The organism is Kamptonema formosum PCC 10802 (assembly GCF_000332335.1).
Classification (GTDB): Bacteria; Cyanobacteriota; Cyanobacteriia; order Cyanobacteriales; family Oscillatoriaceae; genus Oscillatoria.
This window is the reverse complement of sequence record NZ_KB235948.1, coordinates 4,522,226-4,541,268: the sequence shown is the minus strand read 5'-3', so window position 1 is coordinate 4,541,268 and position 19,043 is coordinate 4,522,226. Positions and strand designations below refer to the sequence as shown.

Here is a 19,043-nt window from a genome sequence, read left to right as displayed (position 1 = left end):
AAGCTCTGCCTCCTTCAGGCAGATAGGAAGATTAAAAGCCTAAAAGCTTAGTAGGGGCACATTATAGCTTTTTTTAGGGGATTTTATCCGAAATTTCAAGATATTTCAATCTCTGCCCCAGTGGGATGCCCTTCCCAGTCGCGACAGAAGTCTTCTTGGGGACCGGCAGGATGGACAGCGCAGATCAGGAAATTGCCGCCATCGCGCAAACCATAGAAGTACCGGCATGTCTTGCAAGTGTTCAGCCACCCCTGATTGAGCAGCTGTTGCAGGTGACTGTTAAGCTCATCAATAACCGGCCAAGTACGCCAAATAATTTGCGACGCCACTTCCTCTTTCAGGCCAAAAGGTCCAGAAAAATGATCCAAAAGCTCTTGGAGGGTAATAAAAAGGTGTAGCAAAAGTACCTCTAGCTTTCGGTCTGGCTTGACAGGATTGTCTTTAAACGCCTTGAAGCACTGTTCTAAATGGTGGGCGATTTTCTGAATGCTACTGATGCCCAGCATTGCCGCCCCCCCTTTCAGCGAATTAGCGGCGCGGCAGAGCTCTTTGACCGATTCTGGGTCTGAGAGGGTGGCTGGCAGATTGAGCAACCCTCGCTCAATCACAGTGAGGCTGTCTTTTGTTTCCTCAATAAAGTAACCTGTAATGCGCTCTCTCCATGCCGGCAGCATAACTTTACTTTTTCCTTTTAGTTTTTAGGTTTTACTTTTGCAAAACGCAGCCACCGGGAACATCCCATTTTTGCACTCCCCCTCACCCCCAACCGAATGATTGATTTTTCTCCCTTCTCCCTTCACGGGCGTTGGGTGTATTGAGGGGTGAGGGGGTGAAAATCTTTGCATGCATGGGGACGCTCTCGCCCCCACCGGCTTCCCGAAGCCGGTTTATGAAAAAAACCAAGTTTCTTAATCCAGGCAAAAGAGTAGCGCTACTTATGTCCGGAGTGTTAGCGAAACTTCACGGAGGAGTTTGAGATGGTTGGCTCAAAGCCGGCGGAGAACTTCAGCGTCCTCACACTTGTAATTGGACAGCATTTGGGATAGGGGAGCGCGTCTGAGAGCAAGCCGCCACCCGCTTGTAGCAACCTCAGCTAAATTGGCAAAGGTATTGTTTGAGAAACCGGGTTTTTTGACTGCCACCGGCTTCCAGCAACGGGACTGCTTGGCCCACGCCGGCAGCAGCAGCCAGCCGGTCGGGGCGGGAAGCGGGAAGCCCCACCGCTGCGTTCGGTATCGGGGAGCTGTAAAAGTAGTCTTTTGTCGGATGATATATTGCTGGCGGCTGCCGGTGTGCCAATTTGCCAAGTGTCTACTCTGATAAAGTAGTTTAGCGATAGCCATTCGCGCTTTTCCCACCGGAACGCTGTTGCGGGAAGTGCTTGCCGGCAAAAGATTTGCGCCCCTTGGCGGCAAGGAGCCGGTTTGCAAAAATGCCTCCCGTGTTTGGCAATCGCTTCAGGTAGTGGCACACTACTGGCACAAGAAAGATGGAAAAATTTTTAGTTTATAAATATAAATCGAGGGCGATAGGCAACTGCTGCAGCAGTCATATCATGTCCGCTTGCATGGGTTGTGTGCACATACCTTTGTAGGGGCGGGTTCTGCCAAGATATTTCTGCCGATCTAGCAGAATATGAATAAACCCGCCCCCACCTAGCCAACAACAACGGTGCTACCGGAGATGATATCAGGAGGCGCTAAAACCCTCGGCTAATAGATTATTGGGCTACTTAAAGCAAATCGTTAAATGAAAAGAAAGGAGAGAGCCATGCTACAGCACAACAACCTGGAACTGCTCGCTATGATTAATGATATAGATGCCCTGATCGCGGAGATAGACAACAACCCGCGCATCTCCTCTTGGGTGATTCGTCTGGTGCTCAAGTCCATGAAGGACAAAGCGCGGAAAATGGCGCTCGAAGCTGCGCAAACACAATCTTACCTCGATCGGGTGATTGATGTGGAGGCTTTGCCTAACTGATGCGAACCGAGGACAGTAGGGGCGGGTTCATAGATATGCTTTGCCACCTGCAGATATGCCGGCTAAACCCGCCCCTACAGGTTAAGGTGCGGTTGCGTTTGACAGGATGTGCCGGTGGGCTGGCATTCATGCCGGCTGATCTTTATTTTTTCGGGACTGGTTGCCGGTCGGAAAAGCCCAAGCCAAGCCTTTATATTGTTTTGATTATGGAATCTTCAGGGCAGGCGTTAGCGCAGCGGCGCGTTAGCGCTACGCCTCCCCTCCGTCTATATCCCAGTAGTAATATGGGTTAGGACAATAGGAGCCGGAGTGCGGGGGTGCAAAAGAGGCCGAAATGTACGAACCTAAGTGGCTACTGCTATATTAGCATTTATAGCACTAGCCACTTAGGTTAGGGCATAGAGGGAGCGCCTGACCTACGTCGGAACCTCGTAGGATAGGCAATCATTCCGACCATCGTATCCGAACCTAAGTGAATACTGCTATAACACTTTGCTCGCGCATCCACTGGGCTAGACGTCCTGGCTGCCCTCTTAAAAAAGTATTAAGAATGAGCAGCTTTTCCACATGCTGCGCTATGCTGGGGATGAGCCGGCAGTAAAGGTAGTAAAGACTCAGTAGCCGCTTGCCAACAGGATGAGTTAGGAGCTTTTCATCGCGGAAATTGCGGAAGGTGTCTAGGGCAGGGTGCGAGGAAGTTCTCGAATATGAAAAAGCAATTTTACCGCTCCGCGATTTACCTGCTGTTTAACTCAAGAATTTCCCAAGACAATCTTGGAATCGCCAGAAGAAGCACTACTAACCATTGCGGAATATTCTCCGTTATAGTTGGTAAATTTAGTTGGGGCTCGGCGAATATTAGATAGACGAATTTGCCAATCAGAAACCTCCTCGTAGGTAAGGTGATTAGTATTAGAAGTAGTTGTCCATACTCCCCAAAGACAGCTATCCTCAAACTGTAGCATCCCTGTCTTGCGTAAGTTATAGGACTGGGGAGTGCCGGGGAGAGGAATAATACTGTAACAGCAGGTCTGAAATTCCAATTTAGGATTAATCTTTACCAATTCATCTACAAGATCTGAGATGGCTTCCTCCAGACGTAACAAATCCTCATGGTCATCATCAGGGAGTCCGATAATAATGCCATAGGTAATTACAGGCACACCCGTACTCACCACAGCCTTCATTAAGGTACAATGTTCTTGCCAAGGTAATAATTTCTTGTAAGCTTCTCGTCCAAATACTGGACGTTCAGCCGGAATATAAGCCAAAGGACAGCCCACTTGACCATCCCAACCAAAGAGAGCTTCAATTAATTCTTCATCGGGTCTTAGATCGGTGCTTTTGTAGTTACGTCCCGCTCCTAGAGTAGTTTTTCTCAGTTCTAAACCATTGGGCCACATGAGGGTTATACCCATGTCCCGCGCCCCATTGGTAATTTCAAGGATTTCTTCTCGTCCTCCCGGAAAGAGAACACGAGCGAGGAATTGATCGGACCCAATATTTATAGCACGAGCGCCCGCTTGTTTCTGAATTTCCAACCATTTGAGGGCTGTTTTTGGAGACATTCGCCGAAAACCTGTTCCGTAGGTAGGTGTCATACAAAAGTCACAGGTGCGATCGCAACCAATGTCAGCCACTAACGAACCCACAGGCACTAATCCCTGCACATTAGGGAGAGTCCCTAAACAATCTTTTGCTACTTCCACCGATGGTAAGGCCCAATCATCTGGACTTTTAGCTTGACTTTTGCGAGGATATTGTTTCCCATCGGCCAGAATTACCCCGGTAAGTTCTTCTCGGGGTGTTTTTCCCAATACATAGTCAAAAATAGCCCAATTTGCCGCTCCAGATTTATCTTGAACCACTGCTGATGCGCCCGCTTTGAAATAGTGATGTGGTTCAGCTAGAGCATCAGATCCCCCAACTACAATCGGGCGATCTCCCTGAGCTAAATGCTCAATGAGCATACAGCTAACTTGACGATCTTGAGAAAAGTTAACTGTAACTCCCCAAGCATCAAAATCTTGAGGATCGAGATCGGAAATTTTGCCTCCGACATAAGTTTTCTTTAAGGCCATCCCTTTCCAGAAAACCTCTCCAAATTCCTCACTATAATGATCGTCCCTGAGGTTGACTAATTGAGCGTCAAATCCTCCTGCTTGTAAATCCGGGATTAAAACTTGCTTACTTATTAAAGAACGATGTCTATATAAGGAAGTCCAATTTTTCCCATCACTATCGTATAAGCCCGTCGCTGGAGCTTCAATAAGTCCTATGGTTGGAGAATTTTTATCGATCATAGTTCACCCTAGGCAATGGAAACAAATCTTTGAATTAAACCGCACTTATTTTTTAGATATTCTCAAAGGAATATCTAATAGGCTTCATCTTTCTGAGATGGGAAGGACTTGAGCCATGTCTGGGAGGTCATTCCACTGTAAGGGCTTAAGCTGTCTTAACACGGTCATCGCTATACTCCCGATCAGAGCTTGACTGTTAGGCATTAAGAGTAGAAGGCTTTGTTTATTCCTCTCACTCTGGTGATGCGCTGCACCTGCCATATAAGTATGATGCCAAAACCTAATCGCTGCCAAGTCAGAAATGTCAGGGATTTGCTAAAATGGCGGTGTCAGAACTGTCAGAACTGTCGGACATGTCAGAAAGTCGGGTATAATGCAGGGAGCCGCACATCATAGCACCGATCTGACACAATGGACATTAAAGAAGTCTTAAGAGTAGTGGACGAGCTACTATTGGCCAAAACGGGGGAACACTTGGACTATTTGCAAGAGGCCATCCTGCGGGGGGCATTGGAAGGCAAGACTTACAGGAAAATCGCTGAAGACACTTACTCTAACGAAGGGCATGTTAGAAATGTAGGGTCAGAACTTTGGAAAATCCTCTCAGAAGGATTCGGAGAAGACGTTACTAAAACAAATTGTAGGGCTATGATCAAGAAACGGAAATTTTCTGCCTTAGCTCTCAGCGGTGATTATCATAGACTGATTCAGAATTTTAACTGTTGTCTGCCAACTCTTCCCCATTCAAAAAAGGACGCACAACACCAGCCAAACAAAACTAAACTTCATCTCGACTTAGGCGACGCGCCGGAAGTATTGACGTTTTACGAGCGCACCTCCGAACTCGCCACCCTGGAACGCTGGCTCGTACAAGAACGCTGCCGTCTTGTGGCACTTCTGGGAATCACCGGCATTGGCAAAACCGCGCTCGCCATCCGCCTCATTGACGACATCAAAACTCACTTCGACTATATCATCTATCGCAGCCTGCGCTTTTCTCCACCCCTGAATGCCACCCTCGCCAACCTCCTGCAAGTCTTTGCACCGCAAGCCGAAATTCCCGACAGCGTAGAAGCCCAAATCTCCCAACTTCTCAACTATTTGCGCCAGTATCGCTGTCTGATAGTCCTCGATGACGTGCGGGTGCTTTTCAGCAGCGGGCAGTTTGCCGGACACTACAAATCGGGATGCGAAGAGTCTCACCTCTTTTTCAAGCTCGTTGCCGAAGTCTCTCACCAGAGTTGTTTGATGTTGCTTAATTGGGAAAAACCGCGAGAAGTGGCTCACCTGGAAAAAGAAAAAAGCCCGGTTCGCTCGTTGGTGTTGGGGAGTTTGGGGGCGGCGGCTAAAGAAATTTTGAAATCCCGCAAGTTATCCGATGAGGAAAGTTGGGATACTTTGGTTGAAACATATCAAGGCAATCCTCTCTGGTTGGACTTGACGGCTACCTTGATTCAAGAGTTGTGCGGGGGCAGGGTTTCTGAGTTTTTGCAATACGAACCGCTGATTTTGGACGAATCCTTGCAATCCCAATTAGAGCAACACTTTCAGCGGTTAGCGCCGCCAGAACAGGCGGTAATGATTCAGCTTTCTAGAGAAACTGCTCCGGTTGCTCTGCCGCAAATTTGCCAGAATATTCCTCTATCTCCCGCCGAGGTGTTGAATGCTATGCGCTCGCTCGTCAGGCGGTTTCTCGTGGATGCCCAGGATCAGGGGAAGACAACCTTGTTTTCTCTCAATCCCGTATTCAAACAGTCTGTCAAAAATCTCTATCTTCAGTAGTGACTTTAGCGTTTATCGCAGTAGACAGTCAGTTTAGGACACTGGAATACGAAGTATAGGCGTAGGGCAGGCGTTTTCTCCGTGCCCTCATGGTTTCTGGGATCGGAGGGAACGCCTGTCCTACGTCCTAACCAATATGGCTAGTGCTATAATTTTTACTCCTCGCTCTCACCGGCACCCTCCCCCTCTAATCCCTAACGTGCACCGGCCAAACCCCAAACCCAATCAGCCGAGCCGGTATATCCCGCAAAACCGGCCATTTCAGGAAAGCCGGCAGCTGGAACGCCCGATTGGGATTGAGCGCGTTGGCAATAATTCGCTCCTGCACAAACGCTTGAAACGCCTGGATCACCCGCACCGGCAGCTCGCGCCGGCGCTGCACCTCCGCCAAATCCCACGGGTGGACATGACCGCGCTTCAGCGGTTCGCCCAGGATATTCGCCGCCGCCACCGCATCCGCAATCGCGTAATTAATCCCCACGCCACCCACCGGCGACATGACATGAGCCGCATCCCCAATTAGCAGCAATCCCGGTTTATACCACTGCTCCAGCCGGCTCGACTCCACCGAAAGAAAGGCAATTTGACTCCAGTCCTCCAGCTCGCTCAAGCTGTCCGCAAACTCCGGAGCCAACTCGGCGACAGACTCTCGCAGCTTTTCTATGCCAGCGCTGCGCAATTCCTGGTAGCTGCCCTTGAGGATAACATAGCCCAGCTGCCAGTAATCAAGCCGGTCGATGATCACCAGCATGTGGCCCTCACCGGTGCGCGCCCCCAAGCCGATACCTTCTGCGTCTCCTGACTTGCGGTCGAGGCGGAACCACAGCACGTCCATCGGCGGAGAAGTTTTCTCTGGCTCGAAACCCGCCAGCTGGCGCAGCTTCGAGAAGCGCCCGTCCGCCGCAACCGTCAGCTGGGCCCGCACTTCGTGCCATCCGCCGCCCCCCCGGTAGCGCACGCCCCGGACTGTCCCATCTTCCACGACGAGTTCCCCCACGTTGGCACCCATCAGCAGCTGAAAGTTGGGATATTTTTGCGCCTCGGCGGCGATCAAGTCCAGAAACCGGACTTGGGGGAGAATCGTGATGTAGGGGAACTTGGTTTTGAGCCGGCGGAAGTCAGCGACAGTCACCGACTCACTGCCGGCGGTTAGAGTCAGGTGGCGCATCTTGGTGTGGGGGATCTGCAGCAGCCGGTCGGCTAAACCGATTTCGTCCATTATCTCCATCACCGAGGGGTGGATGGTGTCGCCCCGAAAATCGCGGTCAAAGTCCTTGTGCGTCTCCAGCAGCATCACCGGCACCCCAATCCTTGCGAGCAGCAGTGACAGCACCGCGCCGGCGGGTCCGCCCCCGACGACGCAGCACCCTGTTTGCTGGGTGTCCAGAATTTCGCGTGCCGGTGCCGGTTGGCCCGCTGTTGCGCTCGAAACGGGCGAGGCGTCCTGTATCATAGTTAGACCGTCAAACTCGTTACTTCCATTACAGCGGATTTGTAAGAGTTGCTAAATGAAGCCCCCTCCCCGAAGCGCGGGGAGGGGGTTGGGGGTGGGATTAATCGCACTAATGCGCAACGCGAATTTATCTTCCTGCAGGCGGATGCCGGCTTGTTGGAACCGCTTTCCTGTGACCGGCGTCACCCAACGACAGAGATCCCGCTCACCAACCGCAATGACTTCCGATCGCCCGCTGGTTTCGGAATTATCACAGAGCTCTCGCGAATGGAATCACCAACACCTCCAGGAAAAGGCGCGATATTAAATACATAGAGTTCAGCCAGTAAAAGTCATGCCTCCAGTTACCCTCCTCCCCACCGCCCTCTCCGACCTGTTCGCCCAAGCCACCACCTCTGGTCGCATCACGCTCGCCGATCGCTATGGACTGCTCGCCGCAATGTTTGACGAATCCCTCAGCGAGGAAGAAAGATTTTCCATCGACCGGCTGCTTCGCTCCGTGTGCCGGGGTCGCGTTAAGATGGTCGATGAACTGTCTGTCGTTATATAAAGTCCCGACATATCCCGTCTGCAGTGCCTGTCCTTCAGGGACAGTCCCACCCCAGCTTCCTGAGAACTCCGCTATCGAAAAGCGCAACAATCCCACCCTAGCAGATTTCCTCAGACTCTACGTTTACAGCGATGCAAACACAGCCGTCAATCCCACAACATTTTGACCCCGCTCTCAAAATAACCGGCATCCCTCACACCTTCAATTTGGCATGCCATCCCATGAAGAAACCGGGTTTCTGAATTAAGATTTCTACCTTGATGCCAAGGCTATTGCAGAAACCCGGTTTCTCGCTTCCCATGAAGAAACCGGGTTTCTGAATAAAGATTTATCCCTAGATGCCAAGGCTATTGCAGGAACCCGGTTTCTCACACCGGCATCACATTAAACGAAATGCAAATCCTATCCTCTCGCCCGGAAAAAGGAATGGTAGAGTGCCAGAAGTAAGACGGGAAAAGTACCAGCAAACCTTCCTCTGGCTTAACCGTGTACTTTTCTATTTTTTCCTCCTCGGCAACCGCCGGGAACAGATTCCCAAAATTCAAATTACCCTCACCGGCACAATTTTCGCGCACCGACTGCGGAATTTGAATGTAATAAACCCCGCTCACAAAACTTTCCGGGTGAGTGTGCGAGTTCTGAAAGCCTTGCGGCTCAAGCACCACAGCCCATCCGCTCAGTTTCCACGCTGAGGGCGAATTTTGGAAATAGGCGCTCTTGGAATTTGCCGCACAGAAGCTTAAATACTCGCGAAGGTGGGTGTCGATCAGCCGGCGCAAGGCTTCCATAACAGGAGCGCTGTCAGCAAAAATCTCGTAGGTTTGGCGACCTTTGTTGATGGGTTTGCCAAGCCGGTCGCGCAGCAGGGTGGGGTGATTGTAGACATAATCCCTCAAACCGGCATTGAAAGCGCTGACACTTTCCCACCCTTCAACATGCGCCAAGGGGTATTTAGCCACCAGCCCCCAGTCAAAAATTGACAGCGCTTCCTCGGTTTTTCCTTGAGCTTGGAGTGCCAGCCCGAGGTGGGCGGAGGCTTTAACATGTCTGGGGTCAATTTGGCGGGCTTTCTCGAAATGCGCCACCGCGCCGCTGACATCCCCCAGTTCGCGCAACCCCACACCTATATTAGCACAAGCTTCAGCGGAATTGGGGGTAATCTTTAGAATCTTTTCATAAAGCTGAATCGCTGACTGCCACTGCGACTGTTTGGCGCGCAGTTCCGCCAAGCCGGCGATTGCCTTGAGGGATTTCGCATCGGCTTTGAGCGCCAGACTGTAGCAGTCAGCAGCTGACTCATCCTCACCCTGCTGGCTGAGCAGAAAACCGAGATTGATGTGGGAGTCGGGCAATTTGGGCGCTAATTTTGCCACTTCGCGATAGCACGCGACCGCAATTTCCAGTCTGCCCTGTTCGTAGAAAACTGCGCCAATATTAGACAGAGCTTCTGTTTCGTAAGGATCGAGGGAAAGCGCTCGCTCGTAGGCTGACTGCGCTCCCTTGAGATCGCCTTTGCGGTAGAGCGCCATTCCCAGAGAGGTCAGCCCTTCAAAGAAATTGGGCTGAACCGACAGACCTTTTTGGTAGGATGCAATCGCCTCATTGAGCAAGTCCTGTTTCTGGAACAAATCGCCCAAGGCGAAATGGGCGCGGGGGTGTTGCGGGTTCGCCGCCACCGCCTGCAAGAAAGCGGCGATGGCTTCTGGGACTTGGCCCTTTTCGGTTAAGGCAATTCCCAGATTGAAGTGCGAGTCGGCAAAGTCGGGATTGATTTGCAGCGCCTTTTGATAGCAGTCAATCGCCTCGTCGAGCCGGTGGGCGGCTCGGTGGGCATTGCCTAAGTTGTTGAGGTAGCCAACACTGTTGGGTTCAGCGGTGACAGCCGCAGAAATCAGGCGAATCGCGCTTTTACTGTCGCCCATTTGCGACTTGAGCAAGCCCAGACCGTTTAATACTTTGGGATTTGCCGGTTCCGACTTGAGGATTTGTTCGTAAATGGCTTGCGCTTGCGCCAACTGTCCGCTCTTGTGAAGTGAGAGAGCGTAAGAGAGGGCGTCTGGGGGCAAGTTACTGCCGGTGGGGAGCATCCCCTGACTGTCTTTCCCTTTATTTTTTGCGGCTTTTCGTCGTTGTTCTCTATTCACGAGTTTCTGTCTTTATACAGTGGGTTGCGGCGCGTCTATGGCGTCTTGGCGGTTTATTACAAACCCAATTTTCACCCCTCAATTATAACCGCTATCATCTCTCTGTGACACAGATAGGTAAAAAAATACACAATCTAAAATCAAAAATCCAAAATCAGAAGAGGTGGGCCGGCGGGGCCCACCTGTAGGGCATTTACTTCTGCTGCAGCTTTTGCAGCGCCTCTAGAACTGCTTGGCGGTTCTGGGCGTCTCCTTTGTAGGAAAACAGCTCAGCCGCTTTCTGCAAATCCTGGCTCGCCAACTGCCGGTCGCCGAGTTCCAAACGGGTCAAGCCCCGGTTTTTATAAGCCGCCGCATACTGGGGATTCAAGCGAATTGCATCGTTAAAATCCTCAATCGCTGTCAGGAACTCCCCATTGCCGAAGTGGGCGACACCTCGATTGAAATAAGCCACTGCGTCATCGGGATTGATTCGCAATGCTTGGGTGTAGTCCTCAATCGCCTGCTGCCGGTTGCCCAGTTCGTACTGAGCTAAACCCCGGTTGTTATAGGAAACCGCATCTTCGGGATTGACTCGCAAGACCTGCGTGTAACCGTCAGCGGCGCTCTGGCACTCACCCAAAAGGCGATAAGCCTCAGCGCGGTGGAAGTAAGCGTCGGTCTTTTCAGGCGACAGGCGAATCACCTGAGAGTAGTCTTCAATGGCTCCGCGAAAGTCCTCCTGGTTAAAGCGAGCGAAACCCCGGTTGAAGTAATACACCGGCTCGTTGGGGTCAAGCTCCAAAGCTTTGGTGTAGTCAGCAATGGCAGCGGGCTGGTCTGCGAGACTGGAGAGGGCCACACCCCGGTCATTGCAGGTGATGGCGCTATTGGGGTTAAGTTCCAGCGCCCGGGTGTAATCCTCAACCGCACCCTGGTAATCCCGGACGTTCAAGCGCTCAAAGCCGCGTTTGCGGTAGGAGTCTGCTGTTGCGGGACTGAGCACCGGCTCGGTGAAGCGGTCAATTAAACCCTGGACAATCCGGGGATCTGTGGCGATCACGCCCACTTCCCGCTCGGGATAGCCGGCACCGGCGCTCAGGAAGTGGTGAGAGGTGATGATGGCACCGGCGCTGTCCCAGACCGCGAAGTTCTCGTGAGTTCCCAGCACTTTTAACCGCAGCTGCTTGGGATATTTGCTTTTGAGCAGCTCCAGGTCGTTGAGCGCGTCGTACCCGCAGGTTCGCTCGCCCGCCTGCCACTGCTGGTTGATCCGCCGGGGGAACTGACCGGCATCGATATCTCCGAGATTGCCCCAGCCAATATCAATCTTGCCTTTCCGCTGCAGGAACGCCTCCAACTTGTCCAGCAGAGTCCTGTCAATCCCCGACCGGCTCAGCCACGGACAGACAATAATCACCCGCTCTTGCGCGTTTGATAGCGCTTCAAAGAGGGCGGTTCGCGTTCCGGGGCGGTCAAAGACCAGCTTCATCTCCGGGGTTCCGATGTTTTTGAGCAGCTCGTTCACCTCGCCGAGCCGGCGTTCCACCGCTTGCTCCACCAGAGGGAGCAGCTCTGCCTCACTGCGCCCGACCTGAGGTTGGGCCGCCAAGTTTTCTACCTCGCTTTGCAGCTCGGTTACCGCACTCTGCAAATACCCGACATGGCTGCGCTCTACCCTGTCCAAAGCGGCCTGCAGCTCAGAAATTTCTGCCCGCAGGGGGTTGACAGATTCTTCTAGAGGTGATATGCGGCTTGACAGCTGCTGCTTGGTATCGGCGAGGGAGTCGATCATCTTTGCCAGCGCCTGTTCGACGCCGGTGAGTTCGACCGGCTCGGGGGGGGAGGGAAAATTCTCAAATCGCCGGTGCAGGTCATCGATGGCTTGTTTGAGCTCTTCAACTTGCCAGGGTTCGCTCCGCCGGTTGAACTGCTCGCGCAAAGACTCGAGTTCGAGGGCTTCGAGCTGGGCGATGCGGCCTGACAGCTCGGCTTTCGCCGAGGCGACCGATTCGACAATTTTATCGAGCGTTTCTCGGACAGCTGACAAATTAGCCGTTTCGGGGCGGGCGTCCCATTCCTCGATGCGGCGGGAAATCTCAGCGACGGAACGTTCTAGCTCCTGTATCCCCGATGCCGGTGGGTCAGTGTCTCCTAGCGCCCTCACCGCCGCATACTGCTGTTTGAGTTCGGAGATGTCTGCGATCGCCGGCTCCAGGTCAAGGGCTTCGAGTGCGGCGAGCCGGCTTTCCATCCGCTCTTGAACCTCGCGGAGGTTTGAGGAGAGCGCTGCAAGTTCGGCTTCGATTGAGCTCAAATCAGCCGCTGCTGGGGGAGTCGGGAGTTCGTCGATGCGGCGGGAAATCGCAGCCAGGGCATTTTCCACGTTCTCCACCCGCGATGTCGGGGATAGAGTGGAAACCAGCGCGATCAGGGCAGCGTACTGCTGTTGCTGCTCGGTAAGCTCTCTGTGCGCCCGCTGGAGGTCCAGGGTTTCTAGTGGGGCGATCCGGCTTTCCAGGGTTTCTAGTGGGGCGATCCGGCTTTCCAGGGTTTCCAGTGGGGCGATCCGGCTTTCCAGGGTTTCCAGTGGGGCGATCCGGCTTTCCAGGGTTTCCAGTGGGGCGATCCGGCTTTCCAGGGTTTCCAGTGGGGCGATCCGGCTTTCCAGGGTTTCCAGCGGGACGATCCGGCTTTCCAGCGCTTCCAGCGGGACGATCCGGCTGTCCATTCCCTCGCGAGTCTCGGTGAGGTTGGATGCCAGCCTTGCTAATTCGGCTTCTATCGGACTCAAATCAGCCGGCGGTGGGAGAGGCGGAAGTTCATCGATGCGCCGGGAAACCGCAGTCAGGACACCCCGCAACTCGTCGAGCTGCTGAAGCGCTCTTTGCACCGTTTCTTCAGAAAGGTGGTTGACTTGTGAGGTCACGGCGTGCAGCTGTACGCTGATATCGGAAAGGGCGCTATCAGCGCCTGCCACTACTTGTTCGAGAGAGGCGACATCCTGCTTGGAAGCGCGATTGTTGACATCCTGCTCCAGTTGTGCTGCGGCAATTCTAAATTCTTGCAGCTGCGGCTGGAGCTGCTGGGAAATCCGGTCGGGTTGCTGCGCCACCTCCTGCTGCAGCCCGGCTACTGTTTCCGCGAGTTCGGCTGCGGCGCTCTGCAAGGACGCTACTTTTTCCGCCAGCGAGACGCCGCCGGCAAAGACGGCAACCCATTCTCCCAAGCTGGCATACCGCTGGCGCAACTCGCTGATGTTTTCCCTGAGGGGATTGAGGTCAAGCGCTTCCAGGGGGGCGAGCCGGCGTTCCATGTCAGCTTTTGTTTCCCCTGTGGCGGCGGCGAGATGGGACAGTTCCTCGCGCACGCCGGTCAGATCAACGGGTTCTGGCGGCGGCGGGATCTCGTCAATGCGCCGGTTGACTTCGGCGAGGATTCTCCTGAATGTTTCCGCCTCTTCTCGAGCGTTCGCCGCCTGCATCTCTTCTCCCCGGCTCACTTGCGCCCGCAGATCGGCGAGCTGCTCTGTGAGTTCCGGCACGCTGTCGGCAAAGGGTGCCACCATTTGCTGCAGGGTGAGGAAATCCTGCCTGGAGGTGAGGCTCTTGGCGTCCTCTTGAAGTTTGGCGAGGGCGTTCCTTAGCTCTGCCAGCTGCGGCTGCGAGTCTGGTATGCTGTTCACCCGGCGGTAGAGATCTTCGAGCTGAGCCCGCACCGGCTCTGGGACGGCTGCGGGTTTAGATGCTAGCTGCTCGAGATCGGCTTGCAGCTGAGTCATTTTAGAGGAGACCAGCGCCAGGGATTCGCTCGAAGAAGCCAGCCCACTTTCGAGACTTTCTAGTTTTGACTTGGGGGAGAAATTCTCCAGGCGAGCCGTGATGCCGGAAACTGTTTCGAGCAATTCGCCATAGCGCTTTTGCATGTTGGACAGTTCTTCCCGGACTGCGCTGACAGAGGAGCCACTGAACCGTTCCTGATTTCGCAGCTCCACAGCAATGGCTTGTTTGACACCCGTCAGGTCTTCTTGGGTGGGCAATTGCTTGAGTGAGGTGCGCAGAGATTCGACTTCTGTTGAGAGCTTTTGCTGAACTTGGAGCGCCGCCTCGGCAGGATTTTGCTCAGCGAACCGCTCCAATTTCCGCCGGTTGGCCATGTTCAGCGCCAGCGACAGGGACACCGGCGCAGCCGCCAAGACCACCTGCTGTGTCGCCGCCGCCGCAGCTGTCCCCGCGATAGCGCCGGCGAGGGAGAGATATTCCGCAATGTCTAGCCAGCTTTTTTTCATCAAACTTTACCACTCCTGAGCCCGCCTCATTCCGCAATCCAATAGCTTTTTATACCAGCTTCGCTCGCTCGCGCCAAATCTTGCTCCTTATCGCACGCTCCTTGCCGCCGTTTTTCTGAGAGAAACAGCTGTTTGTAAAACTTCTCAACGCTCATCTGATAACTTCTCAAATCTTTTGAGAATTAAGATTCAAAAAGTCACGCTCATCGAGTTCATGTAAGGAACTGCTGAAAAAACTGCTGCTGTGCGAAAAGCGCGTTCGCGTGCTTGCTTGCGGCTGCAAGAGCTGCAAGGGCGCGCAGCTCGCTAGCGCGTCCCGAACCGCACCCCGCAGGAGATCCCGAAGGACAGCCGCGAGAGCTAGCCGGAGGCCAAAGGCGCTCTATTTGAGCAGCCCTAATTCGGGAAACTGCTACAAGCGCCTGCGACGTGGTGGCAAGTGAGGGGAAAGGGACGTGGCGGGAAGCGAAAGCTACCCTCAATGATATCAAAAAGGCGAGGGAGGAGCGGGGCGAGGCTGGCCCGCGCACGCCTGTCAGGTGGAGAAAGCGTTTTGCCGCTGGGTGTCAAGACCTGGAGCGGAACGTCTCTGCCGGTTTGAGCGGTTTGTCCTCACAGGTTTGACCGCTCACCGGCACTCGCTCGTACCGGGCGACCGGCAGCCCTCTCCCGACCGACATTTGAGTTGACAAAAAGCGGAATGTGTGATATGCGGGGACTCGCCGAACCGGGGTGTTCAGCTAGCGCGGTCTGTTTAGGCGAATCTTATTTTAGAACATGGGGGCAATTTTTCAGTGTAGCGCTGCAGTGAGGTGCGTCAAGTGAGGGAGCGCAACCGACGTTTCTGGGGTGCGGCGCTGGACGCACCCCGCCTCGTTTTATCCTAACAGGAGCGTCGGATAAGATAAATCTCTAAGAGGGGGCTGTCGCTATAGCAGGAGATGGTTCGCTCACAATAAATTGTTTGTTTGCTTCCCGAACTTTCGCATCTTTTTCGCCGTAGAAAAATGAGAGGAGAGCGAAACGCTGACCGGTGTTAACAGCTGTCGCTTCGTGCAGCAGGGAGCAGGAAAAAAGAATGGCTGTGCCGGTTTCGTGCCGGTAGCCGTGGGGCGAGTATTCGGGAAACCGCAGGAATCCGCCGGTGTACTCTCCCACATTCAGGTTGAGTGTCATGGCGAAGCGCCGGTGTGCTGTGCCCTTGCTTGTATTGTCGCGATGCGGATTGAAATAGCCGCCGGTTTGGGCGTCGTAACAGGCGACGCAATAGCGCTCAACCCGGGTAATATAAAACTGGAATGCCTTTTCTACCTCCGGGCAAACCCGGCGAAGTATAATATTGTGCAGGTTTTGCTTTATTTTGGGATCTTGTATGAAGAAATCGGAGCGCTTCTTGAAGCCATCATCCAGAATGCCTACGGTTTTACCGTCCATTTCCCGCATAAAGCCAGACGGAGTGCCGCCGTTTTCTCTGTACAGGGAGATCAGGTATTGGCAGAAGGCTTTGTCGAGAACATTGGGGATAATGAGTACAGGGGGGTGGGCAGCTGTTACTGGGCGGGCTTCCTCGGGAGCAGGTAAGGCTTTGATAAAACGCAAGACTCGCTCGGCGTGGCGAGCGGGCTCGTCGAGGGGGAAGATGTTGAGCACCTGTAGGTTTTCATTAAGAACGAAGGTTTGGGGCAGATACTGGAGCCGAGGGGTTTCTGACTCGACGGGTTTGCCAACCCCGTACTTGATGCTGACCTCTCGCTCAAAGTCCCACAAATAGATGAATGATTGGGCAATTTCTGAGAGCCGGTTTTGGGCTCGATCAGCCGGATCAATGCTGACGCCGAAAAGCGACACTTTCAAGCTAGAAAACTCTGCGTGCGAACTCTGAAAGTCTTTTAGAATTTGTTGAATATACTCGAACCCGGCACTTCCGAAAAAGAACAGCACAATCCGCCGCCCGCCAACCGTGTTAAAATGAAAAAGGGAATTGACGGTGGAGGGAAGGGAAAACCAAGGGGCGGGATCTCCAATTTCAAGTAAGGGCATAGGGCGGGTTCCTCTATTTTAGCGTCTGGTTAAACATGGACAGCCGTCACTTCCAGCTGGAATCGCACTCAAACTTTCCCCCGTCCGGGAGTTAAGCGGTCACGCTTCTCAGCGTGCGTGTTTCGACCGCAGCGGAGAGGAGAGAGTGCGTTTAAATCCGGCTCCCCCCTCAGCGCCGGTCGATCCTCTGTTGGTTTCGGATTCGAGCTAACTGTCTGTGAGATTAGCGAGCGGAAGTTGAAAAAGCGGGGAAAAATCGGGCAGAAATCGGGGAGAGTATTGAGGAGCTAGAGGAAACAGCCGCCACCGGCTCAAACCAGCGGCTCAGGTGGGCAGCTTCAGGCGATAGCCCAGTCCGTGAACCGTCTCGATGAAATCCTCTGGCGCGCCAGCCGCCCTGAGTTTCTGGCGCAAGCTTTTGATGTGGGATTTGACGGTTTCCTCGCTGGGGGGATCTTCCAGCGACCAAATCCGCTCGATGATCCCGGAGCGACTCAGCACCCGACGCCCGCTAGAAACCAGCAGCTCTAACAGAGCGTATTCCTTAGGGGTTAAGTGCAGGGGCTTTTCTTCATAACTGACTTCGTATGTGCTAGGATTCAGGCGCAGGCTCCCCCAGGAGAGAGTTGCTGTTGCGGCGGAACTCCCCCGGCGCAGCAGCGCCCGAATCCGAGCCATTAACTCTTGCAAGTCAAAGGGCTTCACCATGTAGTCATCCGCTCCCGCATCCAAGCCTGTAATTTTGTCGGCAACCGTGTCGCGAGCTGTTAGCATCAAGACAGGGATAGCAGAGTTGCGCCGGCGCAACCGCTGGCAAAAACTCACGCCGTCTAGCTTGGGCAGGGTCACATCCAGTACAATTAAGTCATACTCTAGCGTCTCTACCCAATCCCACGCGGCTTGCCCGTCTTTGGCGACATCCACCGCATACTGCCGGTCTGTCAGCGCTTCTGCCAGCATGTCCGCTAACTGAACATCATCTTCCACAACTAAAATGCGCATGGCTGTGAGGTTCCTCAATTCTGACACAACTTTAAAATAGCTTTTGCCACGATATGGCGGTTATTTAAATATAGAATTAAAGTAGGTTATAAAACAATGGAAAAAAAATGGATGGCTTGCGGTTTTGGGATGGCCTTCCTGCTGATGGGCGCTGTCAGCATTGCTTCCTACCAAAACGCCACTCAGTTAATTCAGAGTGACGACAAGGTGGAGCACACCCATGAAGTTCTCAAAGCCCTCACAGATGTGCTAGTCAATTTGACCGATGCGGAGTCGGGACGGCGGGGCTATATCCTGTTCAGAGATGAGGAAGAGTTAGAACTTTACAACAGTGCTGTTCAAAGGATTGATCCAAAAATACAAAGGCTGCGGCAACTGACTGCAGACAATCCCAGCCAGCAGCACCGGCTGGCAATTCTGGATTCGCTGATTTTGCAAAGAATTGCTCTTTTCCAGCAGTCTGTCGATTTATACCAGGAAGGCAAAACAGCGCGATCAGCTCAATCTACCCTGATTGTTGAAAGCAAGAGAAACCGGGATAAAATCCGGAAAGTGATTGCAGAAATACAGAGCGAAGAGGAGCAGCTGCTGGAGATGTGGGTGGGACAGTACGAGTCCAGCATCCACTACAGAATGCCAATAGAGCTGATCGGCACTTTTTTGACCTTTGCGATTCTCTTGGGAGTGTACGCCCTGCTCTACCAGCAAATGGTCAAGCGCCAGCAAGCCGAAACCCTTCAGCGCAGCCTCGCCCAGGAAAAAGAGCTCAGCGAACTCAAGATCCGCTTTTTTTCGATGGTTTCCCACGAATTTCGCACGCCTTTGAGTGTCATCTTGGGTTCGGCTCAATTACTGGCAGAAAGTAGCCAGCAATGGACGGAGGATAAGAGACTCAAAAATCTGCACCGCATTCAATCCTCAGCCAAGTTAATGACCCAGTTACTGTCAGATATCCTCACCCTAACGCGGGCGGAAGCCGGAAAGCTGGAGTGCCAGCCAGAAGTTGTGGATATGGAATCGTTCTGTCTGAATCTAGTAGAAGATATTCAGTTTGGCAGCGCCGCGCCGCTGGCGATTAAGTTTACCAGCCAAGGGAGCCGCACCCACGCCTACCTGGATGAAAAGTTGGCGCGCTCGATTCTCAGCAATTTGCTCTCGAATGCCAGCAAGTATTCCCCTCAGGGAGGGGAAATCCATTTGATTCTGAGTTGCGAGCCAGAAGCTGTTATTTTTAAGATTAAAGACGGTGGCATTGGGATTCCCTTGGAAGACCAAGACAAGCTGTATGAGCCTTTCCATCGCGGTAAGAATGTTGGAAATATTGCGGGCACTGGACTGGGACTGGCTGTGGTCAAAACGTGTGTGGCTCTCCACGGGGGGCAGATTTTTGTGGAGAGCAACGTGGGGGTTGGAACGACATTTACCGTCAAGATTCCTCAAGCGAGTGCTGCGAGGGCGCAGGAGAGGTGAATCATTCAACTTTACCGTCAGGCAAAGTTTCCCACCGGCAGGGTGGGGT

The 19,043-nt window shown here is 53.3% G+C and carries 14 protein-coding genes; 4 read left to right on the top strand and 10 right to left on the bottom strand.

The genetic code is table 11. The features are described from left to right. Positions 1-95: 95 nt before the first annotated feature. The 3 genes from OSC10802_RS0119730 to OSC10802_RS50375 form a co-directional block, all read right to left on the bottom strand. Positions 96-674, bottom strand: coding sequence for an Hpt domain-containing protein (locus tag OSC10802_RS0119730; protein ID WP_026098645.1), 579 nt, complete (start codon positions 672-674; stop codon positions 96-98). 312 nt (positions 675-986) lie between these two features. Further along, on the bottom strand, positions 987-1,343 hold the full coding sequence (locus tag OSC10802_RS0119725; protein ID WP_026098644.1) for a hypothetical protein: 357 nt from the start codon (positions 1,341-1,343) through the stop codon (positions 987-989). After that, positions 1,330-1,482 (bottom strand): hypothetical protein, encoded by a 153-nt coding sequence (locus OSC10802_RS50375; protein ID WP_155968101.1) that lies wholly within the window; start codon positions 1,480-1,482, stop codon positions 1,330-1,332. Before OSC10802_RS50375 ends, OSC10802_RS0119725 begins: the two co-directional genes overlap by 14 nt. 288 nt (positions 1,483-1,770) lie before the next feature. On the opposite strand from OSC10802_RS50375, the gene OSC10802_RS0119715 reads away from it, so the two are divergent. Then, positions 1,771-1,983, top strand: coding sequence for a hypothetical protein (locus OSC10802_RS0119715; RefSeq protein ID WP_017718493.1), 213 nt, complete (start codon positions 1,771-1,773; stop codon positions 1,981-1,983). Between the two features lie 752 nt (positions 1,984-2,735). Here the strand turns inward: OSC10802_RS0119715 and OSC10802_RS0119710 are convergent. Then, complete coding sequence (locus OSC10802_RS0119710) at positions 2,736-4,286, bottom strand: radical SAM protein (RefSeq protein WP_017718492.1); 1,551 nt, start codon at positions 4,284-4,286, stop codon at positions 2,736-2,738. Positions 4,287-4,697: 411 nt separating this feature from the next. On the opposite strand from OSC10802_RS0119710, the gene OSC10802_RS0119705 reads away from it, so the two are divergent. Further along, positions 4,698-6,068, top strand: coding sequence for a helix-turn-helix domain-containing protein (locus OSC10802_RS0119705; RefSeq protein WP_017718491.1), 1,371 nt, complete (start codon positions 4,698-4,700; stop codon positions 6,066-6,068). A gap of 187 nt (positions 6,069-6,255) precedes the next feature. On the opposite strand, the gene OSC10802_RS0119700 is transcribed toward OSC10802_RS0119705, so the two are convergent. Further along, positions 6,256-7,521 (bottom strand): FAD-dependent oxidoreductase, encoded by a 1,266-nt coding sequence (locus tag OSC10802_RS0119700; protein ID WP_017718490.1) that lies wholly within the window; start codon positions 7,519-7,521, stop codon positions 6,256-6,258. Positions 7,522-7,855: 334 nt separating this feature from the next. Between OSC10802_RS0119700 and OSC10802_RS46390 the strand changes: the two genes are divergently transcribed. Beyond that, on the top strand, positions 7,856-8,071 hold the full coding sequence (locus OSC10802_RS46390; RefSeq protein ID WP_071593321.1) for a hypothetical protein: 216 nt from the start codon (positions 7,856-7,858) through the stop codon (positions 8,069-8,071). 368 nt (positions 8,072-8,439) lie between these two features. Here OSC10802_RS46390 and OSC10802_RS0119680 read toward each other — a convergent pair whose 3' ends face one another. From OSC10802_RS0119680 to OSC10802_RS0119655, 5 genes are all read right to left on the bottom strand, one after another. Continuing rightward, entirely contained in the window at positions 8,440-10,215 is a 1,776-nt protein-coding gene (locus OSC10802_RS0119680; protein ID WP_026098643.1) for a tetratricopeptide repeat protein, read from the bottom strand. A gap of 193 nt (positions 10,216-10,408) precedes the next feature. Beyond that, positions 10,409-14,482, bottom strand: coding sequence for a tetratricopeptide repeat protein (locus tag OSC10802_RS44585; protein ID WP_017718485.1), 4,074 nt, complete (start codon positions 14,480-14,482; stop codon positions 10,409-10,411). A 26-nt stretch (positions 14,483-14,508) separates the two neighbouring features. Next, the gene (locus OSC10802_RS55730) at positions 14,509-14,637 is read right to left on the bottom strand and encodes a hypothetical protein (RefSeq protein ID WP_017718484.1); all 129 of its coding nucleotides are present in this window, start codon (positions 14,635-14,637) and stop codon (positions 14,509-14,511) included. A gap of 757 nt (positions 14,638-15,394) precedes the next feature. Beyond that, positions 15,395-16,522 carry a redoxin domain-containing protein gene (locus OSC10802_RS0119660; protein WP_017718482.1) on the bottom strand — a complete coding sequence of 376 codons (1,128 nt, stop codon included), beginning with the start codon at positions 16,520-16,522 and terminating at the stop codon, positions 15,395-15,397. Between the two features lie 324 nt (positions 16,523-16,846). Then, the gene (locus tag OSC10802_RS0119655) at positions 16,847-17,524 is read right to left on the bottom strand and encodes a response regulator transcription factor (RefSeq protein ID WP_017718481.1); all 678 of its coding nucleotides are present in this window, start codon (positions 17,522-17,524) and stop codon (positions 16,847-16,849) included. 96 nt (positions 17,525-17,620) lie between these two features. On the opposite strand from OSC10802_RS0119655, the gene OSC10802_RS0119650 reads away from it, so the two are divergent. Next, positions 17,621-18,994: a sensor histidine kinase gene (locus OSC10802_RS0119650; protein WP_017718480.1), complete on the top strand. Its 1,374-nt coding sequence runs from the start codon at positions 17,621-17,623 to the stop codon at positions 18,992-18,994. The last annotated feature ends 49 nt before the right edge of the window (positions 18,995-19,043 follow it).